Origin of the sequence: Pseudomonas sp. PSPC2-3, from assembly GCF_049898265.1 — a bacterium.
In the GTDB taxonomy this organism is placed as follows: Bacteria; Pseudomonadota; Gammaproteobacteria; order Pseudomonadales; family Pseudomonadaceae; genus Aquipseudomonas; species Aquipseudomonas veronii.
The window spans coordinates 1-23,112 of record NZ_JAFCXJ010000004.1 but is presented as its reverse complement, the minus strand read 5'-3'; the positions used below and the strand labels follow the sequence as shown (position 1 = coordinate 23,112).

At 63.4% G+C, this 23,112-nt stretch carries 17 protein-coding genes and 1 rRNA gene; 7 read left to right on the top strand and 11 right to left on the bottom strand.

Translation table 11 applies throughout. The features are described 5' to 3' along the window. Positions 1-12 precede the first annotated feature (12 nt). The 4 genes from antA to ACP7E3_RS09980 all read left to right on the top strand — a co-directional run bounded on the left by antA (position 13) and on the right by ACP7E3_RS09980 (position 4,527). Positions 13-1,404 (top strand): anthranilate 1,2-dioxygenase large subunit, encoded by a 1,392-nt coding sequence (antA, locus tag ACP7E3_RS09995; protein ID WP_046382073.1) that lies wholly within the window; start codon positions 13-15, stop codon positions 1,402-1,404. After that, on the top strand, positions 1,404-1,895 hold the full coding sequence (gene antB / locus ACP7E3_RS09990) for an anthranilate 1,2-dioxygenase small subunit (protein ID WP_017849473.1): 492 nt from the start codon (positions 1,404-1,406) through the stop codon (positions 1,893-1,895). The genes antA and antB overlap by 1 nt, the downstream gene beginning before the upstream one ends. A gap of 150 nt (positions 1,896-2,045) precedes the next feature. Next, the gene (gene antC, locus ACP7E3_RS09985; RefSeq protein ID WP_046488223.1) at positions 2,046-3,053 is read left to right on the top strand and encodes an anthranilate 1,2-dioxygenase electron transfer component AntC; all 1,008 of its coding nucleotides are present in this window, start codon (positions 2,046-2,048) and stop codon (positions 3,051-3,053) included. Between the two features lie 73 nt (positions 3,054-3,126). After that, on the top strand, positions 3,127-4,527 hold the full coding sequence (locus tag ACP7E3_RS09980; protein WP_426123009.1) for an amino acid permease: 1,401 nt from the start codon (positions 3,127-3,129) through the stop codon (positions 4,525-4,527). 142 nt (positions 4,528-4,669) lie between these two features. Here ACP7E3_RS09980 and kynA read toward each other — a convergent pair whose 3' ends face one another. Continuing rightward, positions 4,670-5,527 (bottom strand): tryptophan 2,3-dioxygenase, encoded by an 858-nt coding sequence (gene kynA / locus ACP7E3_RS09975; RefSeq protein ID WP_046488227.1) that lies wholly within the window; start codon positions 5,525-5,527, stop codon positions 4,670-4,672. After that, positions 5,524-6,174 carry an arylformamidase gene (kynB, locus tag ACP7E3_RS09970; protein WP_046382069.1) on the bottom strand — a complete coding sequence of 217 codons (651 nt, stop codon included), beginning with the start codon at positions 6,172-6,174 and terminating at the stop codon, positions 5,524-5,526. The genes kynA and kynB overlap by 4 nt, the downstream gene beginning before the upstream one ends. 385 nt (positions 6,175-6,559) lie before the next feature. On the opposite strand from kynB, the gene ACP7E3_RS09965 reads away from it, so the two are divergent. Next, positions 6,560-6,904, top strand: coding sequence for a cupin domain-containing protein (locus tag ACP7E3_RS09965; RefSeq protein WP_010566207.1), 345 nt, complete (start codon positions 6,560-6,562; stop codon positions 6,902-6,904). A 50-nt stretch (positions 6,905-6,954) separates the two neighbouring features. Here ACP7E3_RS09965 and mmsB read toward each other — a convergent pair whose 3' ends face one another. Beyond that, complete coding sequence (mmsB, locus tag ACP7E3_RS09960; RefSeq protein ID WP_046382068.1) at positions 6,955-7,842, bottom strand: 3-hydroxyisobutyrate dehydrogenase; 888 nt, start codon at positions 7,840-7,842, stop codon at positions 6,955-6,957. 15 nt (positions 7,843-7,857) lie between these two features. Continuing rightward, positions 7,858-9,375 (bottom strand): CoA-acylating methylmalonate-semialdehyde dehydrogenase, encoded by a 1,518-nt coding sequence (locus tag ACP7E3_RS09955; RefSeq protein WP_057005303.1) that lies wholly within the window; start codon positions 9,373-9,375, stop codon positions 7,858-7,860. Positions 9,376-9,506: 131 nt separating this feature from the next. Here ACP7E3_RS09955 and ACP7E3_RS09950 point away from each other — a divergent pair, with 131 nt between their 5' ends. Next, on the top strand, positions 9,507-10,454 hold the full coding sequence (locus ACP7E3_RS09950) for a LysR family transcriptional regulator (protein ID WP_046382067.1): 948 nt from the start codon (positions 9,507-9,509) through the stop codon (positions 10,452-10,454). Positions 10,455-10,768: 314 nt separating this feature from the next. Beyond that, complete coding sequence (locus ACP7E3_RS09945) at positions 10,769-11,059, top strand: DUF3077 domain-containing protein (protein WP_426123005.1); 291 nt, start codon at positions 10,769-10,771, stop codon at positions 11,057-11,059. Positions 11,060-11,202: 143 nt separating this feature from the next. Here ACP7E3_RS09945 and ACP7E3_RS09940 read toward each other — a convergent pair whose 3' ends face one another. The 7 genes from ACP7E3_RS09940 to rrf form a co-directional block, all read right to left on the bottom strand. Continuing rightward, positions 11,203-11,694, bottom strand: a complete 492-nt coding sequence (locus ACP7E3_RS09940; RefSeq protein ID WP_046382065.1) for an OmpA family protein — start codon at positions 11,692-11,694, stop codon at positions 11,203-11,205. 4 nt (positions 11,695-11,698) lie between these two features. Beyond that, the gene (locus ACP7E3_RS09935) at positions 11,699-12,961 is read right to left on the bottom strand and encodes a diguanylate cyclase domain-containing protein (RefSeq protein ID WP_046488234.1); all 1,263 of its coding nucleotides are present in this window, start codon (positions 12,959-12,961) and stop codon (positions 11,699-11,701) included. Continuing rightward, on the bottom strand, positions 12,958-13,533 hold the full coding sequence (locus ACP7E3_RS09930) for a YfiR family protein (protein ID WP_046382063.1): 576 nt from the start codon (positions 13,531-13,533) through the stop codon (positions 12,958-12,960). Before ACP7E3_RS09930 ends, ACP7E3_RS09935 begins: the two co-directional genes overlap by 4 nt. A 143-nt stretch (positions 13,534-13,676) precedes the next feature. Further along, positions 13,677-15,746 carry an exodeoxyribonuclease V subunit alpha gene (gene recD / locus ACP7E3_RS09925; protein WP_046382062.1) on the bottom strand — a complete coding sequence of 690 codons (2,070 nt, stop codon included), beginning with the start codon at positions 15,744-15,746 and terminating at the stop codon, positions 13,677-13,679. After that, positions 15,743-19,417: an exodeoxyribonuclease V subunit beta gene (gene recB / locus ACP7E3_RS09920; RefSeq protein ID WP_232566002.1), complete on the bottom strand. Its 3,675-nt coding sequence runs from the start codon at positions 19,415-19,417 to the stop codon at positions 15,743-15,745. Before recB ends, recD begins: the two co-directional genes overlap by 4 nt. Then, positions 19,414-22,866 (bottom strand): exodeoxyribonuclease V subunit gamma, encoded by a 3,453-nt coding sequence (recC, locus tag ACP7E3_RS09915; protein WP_426123001.1) that lies wholly within the window; start codon positions 22,864-22,866, stop codon positions 19,414-19,416. Before recC ends, recB begins: the two co-directional genes overlap by 4 nt. Before the next feature lie 136 nt (positions 22,867-23,002). After that, positions 23,003-23,112: ribosomal RNA gene (gene rrf, locus ACP7E3_RS09910) — 5S ribosomal RNA — on the bottom strand; the annotation flags it as partial.

Genomic DNA, 23,112 nt, shown 5'->3' with positions numbered 1-23,112 from the left:
AAGGTGCGTCCCATGAGTGGTGCAAGAAGCGTCGAGCAATGGAAAAGCTTCATCGACAGCTGCCTGGATTTCCGCCCCGCCGATGAAGTGTTCCGCATCGCCCGCGACATGTTCACCGAGCCGCAATTGTTCGACCTGGAGATGGAACTGATCTTCGAGAAGAACTGGATCTACGCCTGCCACGAAAGCGAACTGGCGAACAACCACGATTTCGTGACGATGCGCGCCGGGCGCCAGCCGATGATCATCACCCGCGACGGCGACGGCCAGCTCAACGCGCTGGTCAACGCCTGCCAACATCGCGGCACCACCCTCACCCGCGTCGGCAAGGGCAACCAGTCGACCTTCACCTGCCCGTTCCACGCCTGGTGCTACAAGAGCGACGGCCGGCTGGTGAAGGTCAAGGCGCCGGGGGAATACCCGGAAGGTTTCGACAAGGCCACGCGCGGCCTGAAAAAGGCGCGCATCGACAGCTACAAAGGCTTTGTGTTCATCAGCCTGGACGTGAACGGCACCGACAGCCTGGAAGACTTCCTCGGCGACGCCAAAGTGTTTTTCGACATGATGGTCGCCCAGTCCGCCACCGGTGAGCTGGAGGTGCTGCCGGGCAAGTCCGCCTACACCTACGACGGCAACTGGAAGCTGCAGAACGAAAACGGCCTGGACGGTTATCACGTCAGCACCGTCCACTACAACTATGTGGCCACGGTGCAGCACCGCCAGCAGGTCAATACCGCGAATGGCACCGCGGCCGGCACGACGCTGGACTACAGCAAACTCGGCGCCGGCGACGCGAATACCGACGACGGCTGGTTCGCCTTCAACAATGGCCACAGCCTGTTGTTCAGCGACATGCCCAACCCCACGGTACGCTCCGGCTACGCCACCATCATGCCGCGCCTGGTGGCAGAACACGGCCAGCCAAAAGCCGAGTGGATGATGCATCGCCTGCGCAACCTGAACATCTACCCGAGCCTGTTCTTCCTCGACCAGATCAGCTCGCAGTTGCGCATCATCCGCCCGTTGGCGTGGAACAAGACCGAGATCATCAGCCAGTGCCTGGGGGTGAAGCACGAGTCCGACGCCGACCGGGAAAACCGCATCCGCCAGTTCGAGGACTTCTTCAACGTCTCGGGCATGGGCACGCCGGACGATCTGGTGGAGTTTCGCGAGGCCCAGCGCGGTTTCCAGGGCCGCCTGGAGCGTTGGAGCGATATATCACGCGGCAGCCACCGCTGGGCCACCGGGCCGACGCCGAACAGCGAAGCCCTCGGCATCCAGCCCGCCATGACCGGCACCGAATTCACCCACGAAGGCTTGTACGTCAACCAGCACCGCAACTGGCAGCAGTTCCTGCTCAACGGCCTCGACCAACGCGCGCTGAAGCTGCGGGAGGTGGAATGATGAATGCGCCATTGCAGTACCGGATCGAGCAATTTTTCTATCGCAAATCCGAGCTGTGCGACGCCCAGGACTGGGACGCCTACGTGCAGCTGTTCGACCCGCAGAGCGAATTCCACCTGCCGCAATGGGACTCCGAACACGTCTACACCCGCGACCCCAAGCGCGAAATGTCGCTGATCTATTACGCCAACCGCTCGGGCCTGGAAGACCGCGTGTTCCGCCTGCGCACCGGCAAGGCGGCGTCGGCCACGCCGATGCCGCGCACCTTGCACCTGATCCACAACGTGCGTATCGCCGAGCAGGCGGACGGCACGCTGGAGGTGCGCTTGAACTGGCACACGCTGTTCTATCGCCTGGCCACGTCGGAGCAGTTCTACGGCCACGCGACCTATCGCCTCAAGCCCCATGGCGACAGCTGGCTGATCACCCGCAAGCACGCGTTGTTGCTCAACGACACCATCAACTCGGTGCTGGATTTCTATCACCTGTAACGCTGGCGAACGCCCCTTGTAGGAGCGAGCTTGCTCGCGAAGGACGTCAACGATGACGCGGGCATCCTGAATGTACGCGGCGTCCTTGAGTTTTTCGCGAGCAAGCTCGCTCCTACAGGGGTTCACACATGAACCCACGGAGTACTGGGGATGAATCACAAAGTGGCCTTCAGTTTTGCCGACGGCAAGACGCTGTTTTTCCCGGTGGGCGCGCATGAAATCCTGCTGGATGCGGCCCTGCGCAATGGCATCAAGATTCCGCTGGATTGCCGCGAAGGCGTGTGCGGCACCTGCCAGGGCCGCTGCGAGAGCGGCGAATACAGCCAGGACTATGTGGACGAGGACGCCCTCTCCAGCCGCGACCTGCAACAGCGCAAGATGCTCAGTTGCCAGACCCGGGTGAAGTCGGATGCGACGTTCTACTTCGACTTCGATTCCAGCCTGTGCAACGCGCCGGGGCCGGTGCAGGTGCGCGGCACGGTGAGCGAGGTGCGGCAGGTCTCGACCGGCACCGCGATCCTGCAAGTGCAGCTGGACCAGGCGCTGGACTTTCTGCCGGGCCAATACGCCCGCCTGGCGGTTCCGGGCACCGACAGCTGGCGCGCATATTCCTTCGCCAACCGGCCGGGCAATCAGCTGCGGTTTCTGATCCGCCTGCTGCCCGACGGGGTGATGAGCAACTACCTGCGCGAACGTTGCCAGGTCGGCGATCCGCTGCTGATGGAGGCGCCGCTGGGTGCGTTCTACCTGCGCCATGTCAGCCGACCGCTGGTGCTGGTCGCCGGCGGCACCGGGTTGTCGGCGTTGCTGGGCATGCTCGATGAACTGGCGGCCAACGCCTGCGAACGGCCGGTCCACCTGTACTACGGCGTGCGCGGCGCCGAGGACCTGTGCGAAGCGGCGCGCATCGAGGGTTACGCGTCCACGCTCGCGGATTTTCGCTACACCGAAGTACTGAGCGACCCGCCGCCCGCATGGTCCGGCAAGCGTGGCTACCTCACCGAGCATTTCGACCTGGCCGAATGGCGGGACAGTTCGGCCGATATGTACGTGTGCGGGCCCCCTCCGATGGTCGAATCCATCCAACAATGGCTGGTGGATCAGGCACTTGATGGCGTTCAGTTGTATTACGAAAAGTTCACGCAGAGTAATATCTGACCCCTCAGCACTTCTGAGGGGTTGGGCGCGGCGTGCAATCAACCCCGAGAAAAACAAGTAGAAGGGAATGTTAATGGCGGATGACATGATTAACCCGGTAGGCCTCAAGCGTGGCCTGAAGAACCGGCATATTCAGCTGATTGCCTTGGGCGGCGCGATCGGTACGGGGCTGTTCCTCGGCTCGGCCGGCGTGCTCAAGTCGGCGGGGCCGTCGATGATCCTCGGCTACGCGATTGCCGGTTTTATCGCGTTCCTGATCATGCGCCAGCTCGGCGAGATGATCGTCGAGGAACCGGTGGCCGGTTCGTTCAGCCACTTTGCCCACAAGTACTGGGGCGGTTACGCGGGCTTCCTGGCGGGCTGGAACTACTGGGTACTCTACGTGCTGGTGGGCATGGCCGAACTGACGGCCGTGGGCAAGTACATCCAGTTCTGGTGGCCGGAGATTCCGACCTGGGTCAGCGCGCTGGTGTTCTTTGTCGCGGTGAACCTGATCAACACCCTGAACGTGAAGTTCTTCGGTGAGACCGAGTTCTGGTTCGCGATCATCAAGGTGGTGGCGATTGTCGGCATGATCGTGCTCGGCTGCTACCTGTTGTTCAGCGGCACCGGCGGCCCGCAAGCGTCGATCAGCAACCTGTGGAGCCACGGCGGTTTCTTCCCCAATGGCGGCATGGGGTTGTTGATGTCCATGGCGTTCATCATGTTCTCGTTCGGTGGCCTGGAGCTGGTGGGCATCACCGCCGCCGAGGCCAACGAGCCGCGTAAAGTGATCCCGAAAGCGATCAACCAGGTGGTGTACCGCATCCTGATTTTCTACGTCGGCGCGCTGACCGTGCTGCTCTCGCTGTACCCGTGGGATCAACTGCTGCAGACCCTCGGCGCGTCGGGCGATGCCTACAGCGGCAGCCCGTTTGTGCAGATCTTCTCGCTGATCGGTAACGACACCGCCGCGCACATCCTCAACTTTGTGGTGCTGACCGCGGCGCTGTCGGTGTACAACAGCGGCGTGTACTGCAACAGCCGCATGCTGTTCGGCCTGGCCGAGCAAGGCGACGCGCCGAAAGCGCTGATGAAACTCAACAAACAAGGCGTGCCGCTGCGGGCCCTGGCGATTTCGGCGCTGGTGACGCTGCTGTGCGTGGTGGTCAACTACGTCGCGCCGCACAGCGCGCTGGAGTTGCTGTTCGCGCTGGTGGTCGCCTCGCTGATGATCAACTGGGCGCTGATCAGCCTGACCCACATCAAGTTCCGCAAGGCCATGGCCGAGCAAGGCGTGGTGCCGTCGTTCAAGACCTTCTGGTTCCCGTTCAGCAACTACCTGTGCCTGGCGTTCATGCTGATGATCATCAGCGTGATGCTGGCGATTCCGGGCGTTCGCGATTCGGTGTATGCGATGCCGGTTTGGGTGGGGGTGATCTACATTGCCTACCGCTTGCGGATCAAAAACGCGAAAGTGGCAGTGACGCAATAACCTAGGTGGGAGGGAGCTTGCTCCCGATGGCGGTGTGTCAGTCAGTGGATGTGTTGGCTGTCACACCGCTATCGGGGGCAAGCCCCCTCCCACATTTGGTTGCATTCCAAATGAAAAGCCCCGGTGATCCGGGGCTTTTTGTTTAGAGCGTGGAACGTACTCGCCACAGCTCGGGGAACAGCACCGTGTCGAGCATCTTGCGCAGGTAACCCACGCCCTCGGTGCCGCCGGTGCCGGGCTGGAAGCCGATGATCCGTTCCACCGTGGTCACATGGCGAAAGCGCCATTGGCGGAAGGAGTCTTCCAGGTCGATAAACTTTTCGGCCAACTGGTACAGGTCCCAATAACGGCTCGGGTCGCGGTAGACCTCGCGCCACGCCGCTTCCACGGAGGCATCGTGAACCGTCGCCGCCGTCGGGTCGCGTTCGGCGCGTTGCGGGTCGATCGTCAGGCCGGCCTTGACCATCAGGTTGATCGCCTCGTCGTACAGCGACGGCGTGGCGATCGCCACTTGCAGTTCTTGCAACAATTGCGGGCGATGGGCGTGGGGCCGCAACAGCGCCGGGCTTTTGTTGCCGAGGATGAATTCAATCTCACGGTACTGGAACGACTGGAACCCGGACGATTGGCCGAGGAACGGGCGAATCGCCTTGTACTCCGACGGGGTCATGGTCGCCAGCACCGCCCAGGCGTGTACCAGTTGATCGAAGATCCGCGAGACCCGCGCCAGCATCTTGAACGCCGGCGGCAACTCGCCCAGGCGCAGGTGTTCGCGGGCGGCCTTGAGTTCGTGGAGCATCAGTTTCATCCACAGCTCGGAGGTCTGGTGCTGGATGATAAAGAGCATCTCGTTGTGGTCCGGCGACAGCGGGTGCTGGGCGCTGAGGACTTTGCCCAGGTCCAGGTAGTCGCCGTAGCTCATGGACTCGGAAAAATTCAACTCGGCGTTATGCCATTCTTCCGGCGGCTGGTAATCCTCTGAGAAGGGACATTGGCTCATCGTGCGGGCTCCACAAGCGGGCGCAGGATTGCGCGGACAGGGCTGGCATCGAGGTGGGCAAACCGCAGCGGCAGCGCGATCAGTTCATAGTCGCCCTCCGGTACGTCATCGAGCACGATGCCTTCGAGTATCGCCATGCCATGGCGGGCCACGGCGTTGTGGGCATCCATGGTCTTGGACTGTTGCGGGTCCAGGGACGGCGTGTCGATACCAATCAGGCGCACGCCCAGGCTGGCGAGCAGCTCGATGGTCTGCGGGGCGATGGCGGTGAAGTTCGCATCCCATTCGGTCAGCGGCGCCTGTGGATAAGTGCGCAGCAACACACGTTCCGGCAAGTTATCCACACGCCCTTGCAACTGCTGCGGCTGCACCAGCGCGCCGCTGTCCAGGCAATGCAACACGCGGCACGGGCCCATGTACACGTCCAGCGACACCTCGCCGATCGGCGCGCCGTCCGCGCTGTAATGCAGCGGCGCATCGACATGGGCGCCGGTGTGCGGCGACAAGGTAACGCGCCCGACATTCACCGGGCACTCCGGGCCGAACTGCCACACGCGCTCTTCCTGGAACGGCGTATCCCCCGGCCAGGTCGGGGTCGCCGTACTCAAGGGCGGGCTGATGTCCCACCACGTTTTTATTGGGTTCATATCAAGGCTCTCGGTCGTGACTGAAGTGAATGATACGAGGGCCAGCCGTGAATTTTCTTGCGAATTCCTGCGACAAGCGGGAAATCTTTCGCACTTAATGCGAGGAAATGGCTTATCTACGCTCGAAAGTGTCGCCGAGCCACAGTGACGCTGCCACCGAGGGTTAATGTGGGAGGGGGCTTGCCCCCGATGGCAGTGTGTCAGTTGACACATGTGCTAGCTGATCCGCAGCCATCGGGGGCAAGCCCCCTCCCACATGAACTGCACTTGGCCTGAGCAGTGGTATTCGCCTGCGCTTCTGGGCATCCCGATGTCGAGTTCAGACCATTGACCCTGCCTGCGACGCTATAGGGTTCGACTCTCGTTCACTTGCCTCGGAGTCATCATGTCCAAGCCCATCACCGTACTGCGCGACACCCACCCCTTGCCGGTCCTGGATGCCTGCAAATGGGAAAAGCTCGAAGGCGACCCGCACACCGTCAACCTCAACGCCTACACCAGCGAAGACGGCAGCAAGATCATGGGCACCTGGATCTGCACACCGGGCAAGTGGTACGTGGAATACGTGAAGTGGGAATACTGCCATTTCCAGGAAGGCTACTGCGTGATCACCCCAGAAGGCCTGGAGCCGATCCATTTGCGCGCGGGAGATATTTTTGTGGTGGAGCCGGGGATGAAGGGAACGTGGGAAGTGGTCGAGACGGTGCGTAAGTATTTTGTGTTTGCCTGAACCGCAATAAATAGTGGCGAGGGAGCAAGCGCCCTCGCCACAGGCGGTGTCTATTTGGGCTTGCGGTAGCTGTTGATGATCGCCGAGAAGTCCTTGCCCCCTTCCCCGCGCTGGCTCATCGATTGATACAACTGCTGGGCCACAGCGCCGAGGATCACCGGCTGGTGCGCCTGGCGCGCAGCTTCGGTGGCCAGCCCCAGGTCCTTGAGCATCAGGTCGGCACCGAAACCACCGGTATAACCCCGCGATGACGGCGCGGTTTCGATCACGCCCGGCCACGGATTGTACGTGTCGGAACTCCAGCAGCGCCCGGTGGAGCTGTTGATGATGCCAGCCAGCACCTGAGTGTCGATGCCCAGCGCATCGCCCAGGGCCATCGCTTCGCTGACGCCGACCATGCTGATGCCCAGCAGCAGGTTGTTGCAGATCTTGGCGATCTGGCCGGTGCCGACCTCGCCGCAACGCACAATGTTGCGGCCCATCTGCGCCAGCACCGGTTGCAGGGTGGCGAACAAGTCCGCGCTGGCGCCAACCATGAAGGTCAGCGTCCCGGCTTGCGCGCCGCCAGTGCCGCCGGAGACCGGCGCATCGGCGACGGCCACGCCTTGCTTGGCTGCCGCCGCCGCGACATCGCGGATGGTCTGCGGGTCGATGGTGCTGCAATCCACCGCCGGCACGCCTTGGCCGATGCCGGCCAAAACGCCGTCTTCACCCAGCCAGACACTGCGCACATGGGCAGCGGCCGGCAGCATGGTAATCACCAACTCGGCACCGGTGGCCGCATCGCGCGGTGAACCGCTGATGCTGCCGCCCAGTTCGGCCAGTTCCTTGAGTACCGCCTGGTTCAGGTCGAACAGGTTCAGCGCGTGGCCGGCCTTGATCAGGTTGCGGGCCATGGGCGCGCCCATGTTGCCCAAGCCGATAAATGCAATCTTCATGCTCGTCTCCCGGAATCAGCGCAGGTTGATGGTGGTGTTGACGCCATCGTTGACCGTGTCGTCATCGAACCAGCGGCTGGTGACGGTTTTGGTCTGAGTGTAGAACTGCACCACTTGCTTGCCATACGGGCCGAGGTCGCCGAGCTTGGAACCGCGCGAACCGGTGAAGCTGAAGAACGGCACCGGCACCGGGATCGGGATGTTGATGCCGACCTGGCCGACGTCGATTTCGCTCTGGAACTTACGCGCCGCCGCCCCGCTCTGGGTGAACAGGCCGGTGCCGTTGCCGAATGGGTTGGCGTTGACCAGCGCGATGGCTTCATCGAGGGTGTCGACTTCCAGCACCACCAGCACCGGGCCGAAAATTTCCTGGGTGTAGATCTGCATGTCGGTGGTCACGCCCGAGAACAGCGTTGGGCCGACGAAATTGCCTTGCTCGAAGCCCGGCACCTGGATGTCACGCCCGTCCAGCTCCAGCTTGGCGCCTTCTTTCACGCCGCTTTCGATCAGTTCCAGAATGCGCGCCTTGGCACGCTTGGAAATCACCGGGCCGACATCCGTGCCGGCTTCGCTGCCGGCATTGACCTTGAGCTTCTGCGCCAGCGCCTTCAGATCGGGCAGCCATTGCTTGGAAGCGCCCACCAGCACCACCACCGAAGTGGCCATGCAACGCTGGCCCGCCGCGCCGAAACCGGCACCGACCAAGGCGTTGAGGGTGTGTTCGCGGTTGGCATCCGGCAGCACCACCGCATGGTTCTTGGCGCCCATCATCGATTGCACGCGCTTGCCGTGTTTGCCGGCCAGGTCGTACACATGGGTGCCCACGGCGGTCGAACCGACGAACGACACTGCCTTGATGTCTTTATGCGTGCAGAGCGCATCCACCACGTCCTTGCCGCCGTGTACCACGTTGAGCACGCCGGCCGGCACACCGGCTTCCAGCGCCAGCTCCACCAGCAGCATCGTGGACAGCGGGTCTTGCTCGGAAGGCTTGAGGACGAAGGTGTTACCGCAGGCAATCGCCATCGGGAACATCCACAGCGGAATCATCGCCGGGAAGTTGAACGGAGTAATCCCGGCGCACACGCCGATGGGTTGGCGCAGGGTGTAGGTATCGACACCACCGGCGACGTTTTCAGCAAACTCGCCCATTTGCAGGGTGCCGATGGAGCAGGCGTGCTCCACCACTTCCAGGCCACGGAAAATATCGCCCTCGGCATCGGCAATGGTCTTGCCCTGCTCGGCGCTGAGGACCACGGCGATGCGCTTGGAGTGCTCGCGGATCAAGGCTTGCAGCTTGAGCATGATACGCATGCGTGCGCCGATCGGAGTCAGCTTCCAGGTCTGGAAGGCACGATGGGCGGCGTCGATGGCAGCGTTGACTTCTTCAGCGGTGGCAAACGGGACTTTGGCCAGCACTTGCTGGGTCGCCGGGTTGACGATGTCTTGCCAGTGGGTGGTCTTGGACTCGACCCATTCACCGTTGATCAACAACTTGACCTGTTGCACGGAAATATCGGCAGATGCGTTCATGTGGTCTCCAATTTGTATTTATAGGCAGAGAACCAAGGCGTTGAATCGCCTTGAGGATGAGGCGTTCGGACTGTTTTTGGAGTATAGATGTGCAAACTTCTAATAAGAACGCACATAAAAGCCGGTCCAATATGCAAAAAAACATCACATCACTGGGTTCCCTGAACTGGGACGACCTGAAGTTTTTCCTCGAAGTGGCCCGCACCCGCAAGGCCAGCGTCGCTGCCAAGCGCCTGGCGGTGGACTACACCACCGTGTCGCGGCGCATCAGTTCACTGGAAGTATCACTCGGCACCCTGCTGTTCGAAAAATCCCGGACCAGCGGTTTCGTCCTCACCAACGAAGGCCAGCGCTTGCTCGGCTACGCCGAATCCATCGAAAGCACCTTGCACATGGCCTGCGAACAAGTCTCCGGCTCCGGCGTGGCGCTGTCCGGGCATGTCCGCATGGGCTGCACCGAAGGCTTCGGCAGCTTCTTCGTCACTCCGCAGTTGAGCCACTTCGTCGACACCTACCCGGCGATCTCGGTCGACATCCTGCCCCTGCCCCACTTCATCAGCCTGTCCAAGCGCGAAGCCGACATCGTCATCGCCCTGGAACGCCCGGAACACGGGCCGTATGTGTGCTGCAAACTGTGCGACTACAAGTTGCAGCTGTACGCGACCCAAGACTACCTCGACCAACACCCACCCATCCACCGCCCGACGGATCTGGCCGAGCATCCATTCATCAGCTACGTCGACGACCTGGCCTTCAGCTCGGAGCTGTTGTACCTGGCCAACGTAGTCCCCGGCGCCAGCGCCAGCCTGCGCAGCACCAGCGTGATCGCGCAGTACGTGGCGGCGCAGCAAGGACGGTCGATGGCGATTCTGCCGTGCTTTTTGGCGGCGCAGGATCCACGGCTATTGCCGGTGCTCGGGGAGCAGATTGCGGTTACGCGGCAGTTTTGGATGTATTGCCGGGAGGACTTGAGGAAGTTGAAACGGATTACGTTGTTGTGGGACTACATCAGGGAAGTGACGGAGCAGAATCGGGGGTTGTTGATGGGGGAGACGCGGGAGATGCGGTTTGCGGATTAAAGGGCCAGCAACGACGATTCGCTTTAAATTGCAGGACGATTCCTAGAGAATCTCCACCCTATTGCGCCTTAGGGTTCGAGTCACTAGCCTCCGTACTTCGCTGAAATCAGCGAACGGGTTTAGCGACCCGAACCCGGACACAGCCCCCAACGGCAGGAGCTTTGTGCTCTTCGTTCTCGTGTTATGGCGGCTGTGCGTGGGAGATCTTCGGGTCTGCCGGGTCCTGGGTCCGGTTCGCTAACCTGCGTACAGCTGCCACCCTTTCATGTTTAGCGACATGAATGGGTGGTTCCTAAAACTCCCAGGTATAGATCATGACCAAAATCGTCCCCGACCCACCGCTTTCTGCCTTCACCACCCTCGGCGTCGTCACCTTCGGCGACTACGGCGAAAACGAAAAACCACTGTTCCGCGTCAACGCGGGCATGCCGCTCGGCGAGGCGCTGGAACACGCCTCTACCCTGCTTTACTACGCCAAGAAACTCGCGATGGAAGCCGCCATGGATGTGCGCGGCGAGCGATACGCCTGGGCGGCGCATTATCTGTGTGAGATGGGCAAGGCGGTGGTGGATGACTTGACGCAGGCGCTGACGCCGAGCAGTTAAGCGAACACTGTACAAATGTGGGAGGGGGCTTGCCCCCGATAGCGGTCGGTCAGACAGATGCATGCTGACTGACACACCGCTATCGGGGGCAAGCCCCCTCCCACATTTGATTGCATTTCACGCATTGGAATGGGCGAAGTCGCTTAGTCGGTACTTACCACAATCGACACCCGCCGATTCTCGGTGCGCCCTGCGGCGGTGTCGTTGGCGGCCACCGGCTGGCTGCTGCCCAGGCCGCGCAGTTGGATATTTTCCTCCTTCATCCCCACGCGGGTCAGCACCGTGGCCACGCTTTTGGCGCGGCGCAGAGACAGTTGCTGGTTATAGCTCTCTTTGCCCGAGGCGTCGGTGTGGCCGTCTACCCGCACGCGGTCGATGCCCACGCCCAGCAACGCCTTGCCGATGCGCTCGACGATTTCCGTGCTGGGGGCGTTGAGGCTTTCGACGTCGCTGCCGAACAGCACTTTGCCCGACAGGCCGAACGCCCAGCCGTCGTCGGTCAGTTCGAAGCCTTGCTGCTTGAGGACCGCGACTTGCGCCGGGCTCAGGCCTTTGGGAGGGGGTGTCTGGCAGCCGCTCAGGGCCAGCAGGGCCACAAATAAGGTGATAAACACAACGCGTGCAGTCGAGAACAAGGGATCAACTCCTGTGGTGAACGTTGACGACGGGGAGCTCCGCCTCCGCCGTTTGCTGGCCGCCCAGTGACAACCGTTTGGCCTGGTACATCGCCGCATCGGCGGCGTTGAGCAGGGCGCCGGGGGTGACGCCATGATCGGGGTAGATGGCGATGCCGATACTCAGGGAGGTCAACACGTGGGTGTCGCCCGGCACCGGGATCGGTATGTCCATGCTGGCAATGATCTTGTCGGCGATGCGCTGGGCATCTTCCACCTTGTGCAGCGGCGAGAGCAGGATGGCGAACTCGTCGCCGCCCAGGCGTGCCACCAGGTCGTCTTCGCGCAATTGCGCGCGCACGCGCGTGGCAACCGCCACCAGCACCGCATCGCCGGCGGCGTGACCGAAGTTGTCGTTGATGTCTTTGAAGCGGTCACTGTCGAGAAACAGCACCGCCACCCGCTCGTTGGCCTTGGCGGCGCTGCGCAGGGCACGGATCAGGCGGCCTTCGAAGAACGCGCGGTTGGGCAGGCCGGTCAGGCTGTCGTGATTGGCCTGGTGGGCAAGGCTTTCGTTTTCGCTTTGCAGGTGGTTTTGCCAGGCTTGCATTTCTTCCAGCAGGGCATTGAAGTCGTTGCCCAGGCTGTCGAGTTCGGCGATTTGTGCCCGTGGCACGCGGCGGTCGAAGTCGCGCTCGATGCGCGCGGCGTGGGCCACCGCCGCGAGGCTGTGCAACGGCCCGGTAATCCCCTGCAACAGGCGCCGCGCCAAATGCACGGCGACCCAGGCGCTGAGGACGGTGCAGATCAGAATCCCGGCCAGGCCGCTGAGCAAAAAGCGCAACAGGCTGCCGCCGTGACCGGTCAGGTGAATGCTGCCGATGGTGCGCCCCTGGTGAACGATCGGCTGGCTGATCGGCTGTTCGAGCAGCGAATGGGCCAGTTGCAGCTCGACCCGGGACAACATCCCGGTGTCCGGCCGCAGCCACTGCGCCAGCAGCCGGCCGTTGGCGTCGAAGACTTGGGCCTGGGCCACTTCTTCGGTGGAGGCGATCAGGCTGAGGGCTTCGGTGGCCGCCGCACGGTCGTTGAACACCACCGCCGCTTCCACGGTGTAATTGATGGAGCGTGCGATCAGGTGCAGGTTGTGCTCGGCATACACGCGCAGCGCCAGCACCCCGAGCAAGGTCAGGGACACACTGGCCAGCGTCACCGCCACCAACGCCAGGATCAAGTGCCCGCGGCCGATGACCGAGCGCAGGGTCGGTTGCGCTTTCGTCCATCTCATGACGCAGGCGCTCGACGGCGCGACAGCTGCAACACGCTGGGGTGAATACGCACGCCGCTGCGGGCCACGGAGTCGAGGTTGACCTCGAACGACACCTGCTCATCGCCCACCCGCAGGCAGAACAGACTGCCGACGGTGCATTGGTCGCCGCCTTCGCTGATGCTCAGCACCGGGTGGCCCATCAATGACGCAAACAAGCGGCTGCGCTCATCGGTATTGAGTTCGCCGATGTACACAGCGTCGCAGGCATTGACGATATCGGGGTTGTCGGCCAGCAGGCGCTGCACCACCACCGGGCGACCGGTGGCTTGGGTGGTGCCTTTGACCAGGTCGTCGGTGTATTGGGTCGGCCCGACGACGCACAGGCGCAGTTGCGCCGGTTCCACCGGCCAGCGCGCATAACTGAGGATACCCAGCACCACCTGGGTCACCGCCTGGGCACGGGAGTCGGCCATGCCCACGGGGCTGGCCGTCTGGGCAAAAGCACGCGGCGCGAGCAGGCACAGCACGGCCACCAGTAACATGCGTCTCCAGCTCAAGCGATGCTCTGTGGACGAGACAGCCACGTTCATGCAGCGATTCTCTCAGGTGTCAACGAGGGGTGATGCCGCAACGATAGCACAGCGGCGGAAAGCCCCGCGAGGCTACGCCTCGAAGGGTCCCGCTATTTTTTCAGAAAAATATGACACTCAAATCCGAAATACCAAATGACCGATCAGTCAGGTTTCCCGGGCTCATGCCCCAACTCCAGCATCAACCCGCTCAAGCGCTTGACCTTGCGCCGCACGGCTTCTTCGAACACCCCGCCGCGTGGCTCGATCAGGCTGAACCAGCGCTTGGCGCGGGTGATGCCGGTGTAGATCAGTTCTTTGGTGAGCACCGGGTTCAGCGCGTCCGGCAGGATCAACGCGGTGTGGGTGAACTCGGAGCCCTGGGATTTGTGCACGGTCATGGCGTACACGGTTTCCACATCGTTGAGCCGGCTGGGCAGCACAAAGCGCACGCCGCCCTGGCCGTCGTTACGCGGGAAGGCCACGCGCAACACGTGGGGGCCGCCGGCGCTTTCGGGCAATTTCAGGGCGATGCCGATGTCGCCGTTCATCAGGCCCAGGCCGTAATCGTTGCGGGTCATCAGCACCGGGCGGCCTTCGTACCACTGCTCGTCGCCGTCGATCAGCCGCGCTTTGCGCAAGGCGGCGGTGATGCGCAGGTTCAGCCCTTCCACGCCCCAAGGTCCCTTGCGCACGGCGCAGAGCAGTTGGAAGGCGTCGAAGGCGTGCAGCAGTTGTTGCGCCCAATGGGTCCAGGCGGGGTCGTCACGCGGGGTGTCGAGAGACGGGCGCGCGGCGTGCAGCAGGTTCAGGTAGGCACGGTAGCCCTCGGCACCATCGCCCGGCCCGTCCAGCACCAGGCGTTCCAATGCGTGGTCGTGTTCGCCCTTGAGGCTGACGCAGAACAAGTCGCGGTGGCTGCCCGCGGCCAGTAACCGTCGGGCTTCTTCGGCGTTCTGCTGGTTGACCCAACGCGCCAGTTGGCCGATGCCGCTGCCTTCGCCGAAGCGCCGCGAGTAGCGCAGCATCACCACTTGTTGGGCCAGCGGGTGGCTGCCATCGAGGTCCTCCTGCAGGCCGCTGTTGCCCAGGTCTTCACCGCTGACCGCTTGCAGCCATCGGCGGGTGTCGGCGCTGTACCAGCCGGCCTCGGCGTCGCGGCACAGGTCGCCGAGTACGGCGCCGGCCTCGACCGAGGCGAGTTGGTCCTTGTCGCCCAGCAGCACCAAGCGTGCGTGGGGCGGCAAGGCGTCGAGCAGGTTGGCCATCATTTCCAGGTCGATCATCGAGGCTTCATCCACCACCAGCACATCCAGCGGCAATGGATTGCCCAGGTGATGACGGAAGTGGCGGGTGCCCGGGCGGCTGCCGAGCAGGCGGTGGACGGTGGTGACCTGGGTCGGGATTTTTTCCCGCACGTTGTCAGGCACATTCAGCGACAGCACTTGCTGGCTGATGGACTCGGTAAGCCGTGCGGCGGCTTTACCAGTGGGCGCCGCCAGACGAATGCGCAACGGGCTGCCGGCTTCCACGGCCGGCGCCTGCAACAGCGCGAGCAAGCGCACCACGGTGGTGGTCTTGCCGGTGCCGGGGCCGCCGGTGACGATACTGAACGCCCCGCGAGTGGCCAGGGCGCAGGCGAGTTTCTGCCAGTCGATCACGCCATCGGGCGGCGCTTGGTCGAACAGGCCGTTCAGGCGCTGGGGCAGATCGGCGGCGAGGCTTTCTGCTGTGGCCAGGCGCAGGCGCAAGGCCGTGTCGATGCGCCGTTCGTAGGTCCAATAGCGGCGCAGGTACAAGCGTTTGCCAGACAGCACCAACGGGCGACTTTGCGCGGCCTCGCTGCCGTCGACGGCCAACGCGACCAAGGGGCTGGCGGCCAGGGCGTGGCACCAATGCGCGCCGTCCAGGCCCGCGAGCAGTTGCGACGGCAGCAGCATGGTGCCGGTTTGCAGGTCGCCTTCCGGCGGCAGGGACAGGGCGAAATCCGGTGCCTTGAGGGTCTCGAACAGGTCCAGGCACACATGGCCGTGGCCCAGTTGATGGCTGGTCAGGGCCGCGGCCAGCAACACCAAGGGGTCGGCCTGCGGGTCGAGTTCGTGCAGAAAGCCGACGAACGCCTTATCCAGCGCGCGCAGCCAGCCACGCTCGACCCAACGCTCGAACAGTTGCACCAGATCGGCGGCGCGGCTGAGGGGCATCAGTGCCTCCAGCGGTAACGGCGACAGGCTCATAGCAACACTCCTTGTTCCCAGGCGGGCTCAGCCTTGGGCGGTAACGATTGGCCTTGGAACATCAGGTCCAGGCTCTCGATCAGCGCCCGTGGCGGCCGCGTGAAGTACGCCCCCTGGCTGGCGGCCCGAGTGCCGCGCAGGAACAGATAGAGCGCGCCGCCGACATGGCGGTCGTAGTCGTAATCCGGCAGGCGCGCCTTGAGTTGGCGATGCAGGGCCAGCAGGTAAAGCACGTATTGCAGGTCGTACCGATGCTCAAGGATCGACTGTTCCATGGCGTCCTGGGTGTAGGCCGAATCATCGGGGCCGAGCCAGTTGGATTTGTAGTCGGCCACGTAGTAACGGCCGTCGTGCTCGAAGGTCAGGTCGATGAAGCCCTTGAACATGCCGTTGAGCAACACCGGTTCCGCTGCGACGCGGGAGACGCCGTTGTGGGTGTACTGGCACACCAGCTTGTCGAGGGCGAGCACGTCGACTTTATGGCTGGCGAACCAGAACTCCATTTCGATCTGGTAGTGCTGCAGGCCACTGAGCGTGACCTGATCGTTATCCAGCGGCAGCGGTGTTTGCAGCAGATGGCCGAGCCAACCGCTGAGGGCGATGATCCAGCCTTCCCAGTTGCGGCGGTTGCAGCGCGCGCCCACGGCCTTTTCGATAGCCTGCGGGGTCACGTCGAAGCCGTCTTCGCCCGCCCACTCCAGCAGACCATGGAGGAAGGTGCCGGGGTTAGGGCCGCGTGGGAAACGGTGAATATCGCTGCCGGACGCAGCCGCTTCACGCGGTGCGTCAGGGTCGAGGCGTTCGTCGTCGAACAGCTTCTGGGCTTGTGGGCTTTCCGGCGCTTCAAGGTTGGCGGCGCTCATGCTGTCGCCGATGCGCAAGGCGCTGTAGGACGCGATCCACCAGTTTTCCGCAGCCTTGCGTTTGGGCAGCAAGGGCGCGAGCAGCGTGGCTTCGTTACGCGGCGGGTGGAAAACGCTGGCGTGGGCTTCGGGCATCGGCGCGTAATGCACGGCGGCACAGCCTGCCTGCAGGTCCAGCAACCAGCGCGCCAGGCCGGCGGACTCCGCCAACGCGGCGCCGGCACCGAGCAAATAGCCCAGCGCCGACAGGTGCAGCACCGAGCTGCTGTTGTTGCCGCGCTTGAGGTCGGCAATGCCCAGCCAGCACGCATGTTTGGCGCGGGTCAGGGCGACGTAGAACAGACGCAGGTCTTCCGCCAGGCGCTCGTCATCGGCCTGGGCGATCAACTCGGTGGTCGGGCGCAGGCTCACCTGCGACTTGCCGTTGGCATCGTGGTAATGCAGCGGCAAGCGGCTGCCATCCACCGGTTTGGCCGAGCAGATGAAGGGCAGGAACACCAGGTCGTATTCCAGGCCCTTGGATTTGTGGATGGTCACCACCTTGACCAGTTGCTCGTCGCTTTCCAGGCGCAGGATCTGTTCTTCACCGGCCTGCCCCGACAGCGCGAGGTGTTCGGCCAGGTGGCGGATCAAGGCCTGTTCGCCGTCCAGTTCGGAGGCCGCCTGTTGCAGCAGTTCGCTGAGGTGCAACAGGTTGGTCAGCACGCGCTCGCCATCGCTGCGGGCGATCAGGGTTTGCGGCAGTTTGAAGTCGTGAAGCAGGCGACGCAGCATCGGCAGCACGCCTTGGCTGCGCCAGATCGCGCGGTAGCCACGGAACTGCATCACGCGGCTTTCCCACGCCAGTTCGTCCTGGTTCAGACGCTCAAGTTCCGGCAGTGACAGGTTCAAGGTGACGCAAGCCAGCGCGGCGCGCAGCGGGCGTTCGACGTCCGGTTCGGCACAGGCCTTGAGCCAGGCCAGCAGGTCGTGCGCCTCTTGGGCGGCGAACACCGAGTCCTTGTCCGACAGGTACACGCTGCGCACGCCACGGGCGGCCAACTCACCGCGCACGGCTTGGGCTTCCTTACCGTCGCGCACGAGGATGGCGATGTCCGACGGCAACACGCCATCGAAGCTGCCGTCGGCGTGTAGGAAACCAGCGCGGCCTTGCTGCCCGCCGTTGAGCAATTCGACAATCTGTGTGGCGCAGGCAGCCGCCAGTTGCTGGCGATAAACCGCGTTGGAAATCGGCTGATCGGTGGGCAGGTGCCAGAGGTTCAGCGCGGGCAGCGTCTGACCATCGACCTGCAGTTGCTCCTTGCGGCCTTGGGACAGCACCGGCTGGAACGGCACCGGGTTTTCGCCACTCGGCTTACGGAACAGAAACGCGCCACGCCCGGTTTCCGCACGCTGGAACACATGGTTGACCGCCTCGACCATCGCGTGGCTGGAGCGGAAGTTGGTGCCCAGGGTGTGATGCCGGCCGGTGGTGGATTGGCGCGCGCGCAGGTAGGTGTAGATGTCGGCGCCACGGAAGGCGTAGATCGCCTGCTTGGGGTCGCCGATCAGGAACAGGCCGCTGTCGAGGTGGTTTTCTTCGATGCGGTAGATGCTGTCGAAGATGCTGTATTGCACCGGGTCGGTGTCCTGGAACTCGTCGATCAGGGCGACCGGGAACTGTTCGCGGATCACGCTCGCCAGACGCTCGCCGCCGTCGCTTTGCAGGGCGGCGTTGAGGCGGATCAGCATGTCGTCGAAGCCCATTTCGGCGCGCCGGCGTTTTTCATCTTCGAAGCGTTTGCCGACCCACGCGGCGGCGTGTTGCAACACGGCGGCGTCGGGGGTGGGCAGCGCATCCAGGCTGGCCTTGAGGCTGGCCATGGCGTCAATGCCCGGGTGGTGCGGCGGCTCGCCCTTCCAGGCTTCGGCCATGCCGTCCGGGGTCAGGCGGGTGAAGCCGGTGCCGATGTCCAGTTGTTCGAGGGATTCGTCTGCGGCCCAAGCACTGATCTTTTCGAACCAGGGTTCGAAGTAACGCGCTTGCATCTTGCGCCCATCGACGGCTTTGGCGGCGACGGCTTGCAGGCAGATCTCGCGCAACTCGTCGGCCCATTGCTGCCACGGCGCCTTGAGGGCGACCAGGGCGGCGCGGCGTTCTTGCAGGCACGCAGTGATCAACTCGGCCGGTTCGCGGCTTTCGCCGCTGGGCCGTTCGCTGCCGAACAGCGCGCGCACCCGTGGCATCAGCGCGGCCGGGCCACCCCAGTTGTTGCGCACCCAGTTGAGCGCATCGTCGTGCATCGGGTAGCAAAACAGCCGCCAGTAGTCGCGCAGCACTTCGCCGAGCAGGTCGCTGTGGTCGGTTTCCAGGGTCTGGGTGAACAGGCTGCCGCTGTCGAAGGCGTGTTCGCGCAGCATGCGCTGGCACCAACTGTGGATGGTCGAAACGGCGGCTTCGTCCATCCATTGCGCGGCGATGTCCAGACGGTTGGCACAGGCCGGCCATTGCGCAGGCGGGTATTGATCGCGCAGTTCGGCGATCAGGGCGTCGGGCTGTTGGATCTCATCGCGAAAGAACCGCGCGGCTTCGGCCAGGCGGATGCGGATGCGTTCGCGCAGTTCCTTGGTGGCGGCGTCGGTGAAGGTCACCACGAGGATCTGCGGCGGCAGCAGTTCGCGGCCGAAGCCGGCGTCATCGCCACCGTGGCCGAGCACCAGGCGCAGGTACAGGGCGGAAATGGTGAAGGTCTTGCCGGTGCCGGCGCTGGCTTCAATCAGCTGGCTGCCTTTGAGCGGGAAGGCCAGGGCCAAGGGTTTGCTGCTCATGCGCCGGCCTCCTCGCCAGTGAGTGATCGCCAGGCGGCGTTGATCAGGGGCCGGTACAAGGTTTCGCACCAACCTTCGAATGCTTCGCTGGCCACCAGGGCCGCATAGTCGGGGAATTGCCGGGTCAGCGCGGGGCTTTCGCGGCGTTCGCCATCGGTGTTGATGCCATCACCTTCGTAGGCTTTGCTCGCGGCCGCCGCGGCTTTGGCCGGGTCGGTCTGACCGAGCCAGGCGAACGCAGTTTTAACCGCGACGGGCAGCGGTTTGGCCATGCCGACGTGCCAGGCCAGCAGCAGGTCGCCGAGGATGTCCTGGGCGCTGGAGGGTTCCAACGGGGCCAGCAACAAGGTGTCGTCGCTGGCCACCAGCGCGGTACTCAACGGCAGGCCGCAGGCGCAGGCCACCAAGTGGTTGACCCACGGGCGAATCAGCCGATGCCACTTGCGGGTCTTGATCGAGCCGATGCTGTTGGGGATGGTGGTGACGCTCAACAATCCGCCATCACTGCGCCGATGCAGGCCGCTGATCCAGCCTTCGAGCTGAATGCCTTGATGCTCGAAACTGATCGGTTCCGCGCCGGTGTGCGGAGTGGGCCAGAGGGCCAGCAGTTGTTGATAGCGTTGCAGCAGGCCGGGCAAGGGCTCGATCAGTTCGTTGCGCAGACACTCGCCGAAACCGACCATCGGCAGCAGGCCGCTGCCTTGCAGGCGACGGGCCTGGGCGGTGAGCGCCTGGTCGACATGATCGGGCTGGCTCAGCGCGGCGTTCAGCAGGCTGTCGCTCAGGCTGTAGCGTTGCAGGGCGTCGAGGACAAAGGGTTCCTCATCGGCCAGCGGCACTTCGGCAGCCTCGAAGAATACTTTCAGACGCTGGCTGAAGAAGTGTTTGACCGGGTTGCGCAGGAAGTCCTGCAACTGACCGAGGCTCAGGGGTTCTTCCTGTCGATGGGCCGCCAGTTCGGTGTTGTCTGGCGGCGCATCCGTGACTTCGTGCAGCAACTGCCATTCGCGGGCGTAGCTGAACAGCGGGTCACCGGCGTGGAAATAGCGCGCACTGAAGGGTTGGAGCGGGTGTTCCTGGGTCATCGCGTCAAGCAGCGGTGCGTCGCTTTGGCTTGGCTGCCAGCCGCTGGCGAGATGATCGCGCAGTTGGCCGATCAATACCGATGCCGGGCGCTCGCTGTTGTCGCGAATGCTGCGGCCGACCCAGCTGATGTAGAGCTGGTCGCGGGCTGACAACAGGGCTTCGAGCAGCAGGTAGCGGTCGTCTTCGCGGCGTGAGCGGTCGCCGGGGCGGTAGTCGCTGCCCATCAGGTCGAAATCCAGCGGTGGTTGGGCGCGTGGGTAGTCGCCGTCATTCATGCCGAGCAGGCAGACCAGCTTGAACGGGATCGCGCGCATCGGCATCAGGGTGCAGAAATTGACAGCTCCGGCGAGGAAGCGCTGGGACAGGCGCCCTTGGTCCAGACCGGCTAGCCATGCCTCGCGGACTACGGTGAGCGGTAACTCGTCCTGCAGGCCGACGGATTCGCAGGTTTCCAGCCAGGTTTCGCGGAGCTGTTCGAGCTGGCCCAACAGGTAGTCGTCGTGTTCGCTGCTGGGCAGGAAAAACAGCTGCATCAAGCGTTGCAGGCGCTCGCCCCATTCTTGCGGAGCCGCAGGTTGCGACAAGGCTTGGTGGGCGTCGCTGAGTGCGTCGAGCAACGCGACCAGCGGGCCGATCAAGGCGGCGTCGAGGCCGCCGATTTCGTCGTAGGGCTCGATGCCGTCACAGGCGACACCCGTGCCCACGGCATAACCGAGCAGCATACGGCGCAAACCAAATCGCCAGCTGTTTTGCTCCAACTCGTGGGGTAGACCGAGACCGGCGCGCTGTTCGGCATTGAGGCCCCAGCGGATGCCGGCGCCTTCGATCCAGCGATGCAGCGTCGGCAGGTCGCGCTCCTTGATGGCGAAGCGTTCGCGCAGGGCCGGGACGTCGAGCAGGTCGAGGATTTCACTGACCGGGAAGCGGCTGTCGGGGAGCTTGAGCAGGTGTTCGACGGCGATCAACAGCGGGTCGCGCCCGCGTTGGCCCTGGTCGGTGAGGGTGAAGGGGATGAAGCGCGGATCATTGCGGTCCAACTGGCCGAACACCGCGCGAATGTGCGGCGCGTAACTGTCGACGTCGGGGACCATGACGATGATGTCGCGGGGACGCAACGCAAGATCGGCGCTGAAGCGTTGGAGCAATTGGTCGTGGAGGATTTCCACTTCGCGTTGGGCGCTGTGGGCGATGTGAAAGCGGATCGAGGTATCGCGCTGCAGATCGACGGCGGGCCAGAGGTCGCGGGTTTCGTTAAGCGGGCGCAGTTCGAGGATATCGTCCTGGAGCTGGTTGAGCAGTGTGGTCGGCTCGCTGTCGCTGAACAGGTCGATGCGGCCGTCGCGGAAGGCTGCGCGGTAGCTGTTGGGATCGTCGTAGCTGTCGAGCAGGCTGATGTAGTCGCGACCTTGTTTGCCCCAGGCGGCAAGCAACGGGTGAGCATGCTGGTGCAGGGTTTGCGGGTCGATGGTGACCGGCATGCCGGCTTTGCGTGCCTGGCGTTTGTATTCGTTACGCAGCAAGTCCTTGTCGGCCACGATGTCGGACCAATGGTGGCGACAGGGGTTGTGGACGCAGAGCAGGACCTGACTGAAGCGCGCCAGGCCGGCGAGCGCTTCGAGTGCTTGGGCGGGCAATGAGGAAATGCCGAAAACAATCACACGGGAAGGCAGCCCTGGCGGCGCTTGCTCAAGGCTATTGATCCGTTCGATAAAGCGCTGATGCACACCGGCACGGCTTTGCGCCATGCCGGCTTCGCCCACATCCAGCAGCAGGGCGCGCCATAACTCGGCTTGCCAGCAGTTGGCGGGGTCGAGGGGTTTGGATTCGCCGCGGCCGTTACGCAGTTGATGGCGGCCGGCGGCCCAATCTTCCAGCCAGTCGGCGCGGTAGACCTGGTATTGGTCGAACAGGTCGGCCAATCGCTCGGCGAGTTGGTAGCGTTTGCGCAGGTCGGAGTCGTCCGTGAGGAAGCGCTGCAGCGGCTCGAAGTGCGGTTGATTGATCAGCTCGGGGAGCAGGCGCATCAGGCGCCAGGTCAGCGGGGCTTTATCGAGCAGGGATTTGGGCGGGATCTCGTCGCGCCCCAGGACCATGCGATAGAGCTGCCACATGAAGCTGCCCGGCAGTTGCACGTCGATCGCCGCAGCAATGCCGCAGCCACCCATGTCGTCATCTTCCGGATCTTCGGCCAGGGCCAGCTTGAGCCATTGGGCGATGCCGTTGCTCTGGACCAGGGCGATTTCATTTTCCAGAGGGGCCAGGGGATAACGACGCATCCAACTGACCACCAGGCTGCGCAGTTCGTCCAGGCGGTTACCGTGAACCACCATGAATCCTGCGCTGAGAGGCATCGCATCCGGCATAACGGCTTCCTTGGCAAAAGCAAAATCGAGGCATGGACTTTAGCACTGAAGGCCGTCCGATGAGCCACTTGACCCTTTCCGACCGCCCAAAACAAAACCCCTGTCTGCGCGAGCAAACAGGGGTTCTGGAATTTAATCTTGACGATGACCTACTCTCACATGGGGAAACCCCACACTACCATCGGCGATGCATCGTTTCACTGCTGAGTTCGGGATGGGATCAGGTGGTTCCAATGCTCTATGGTC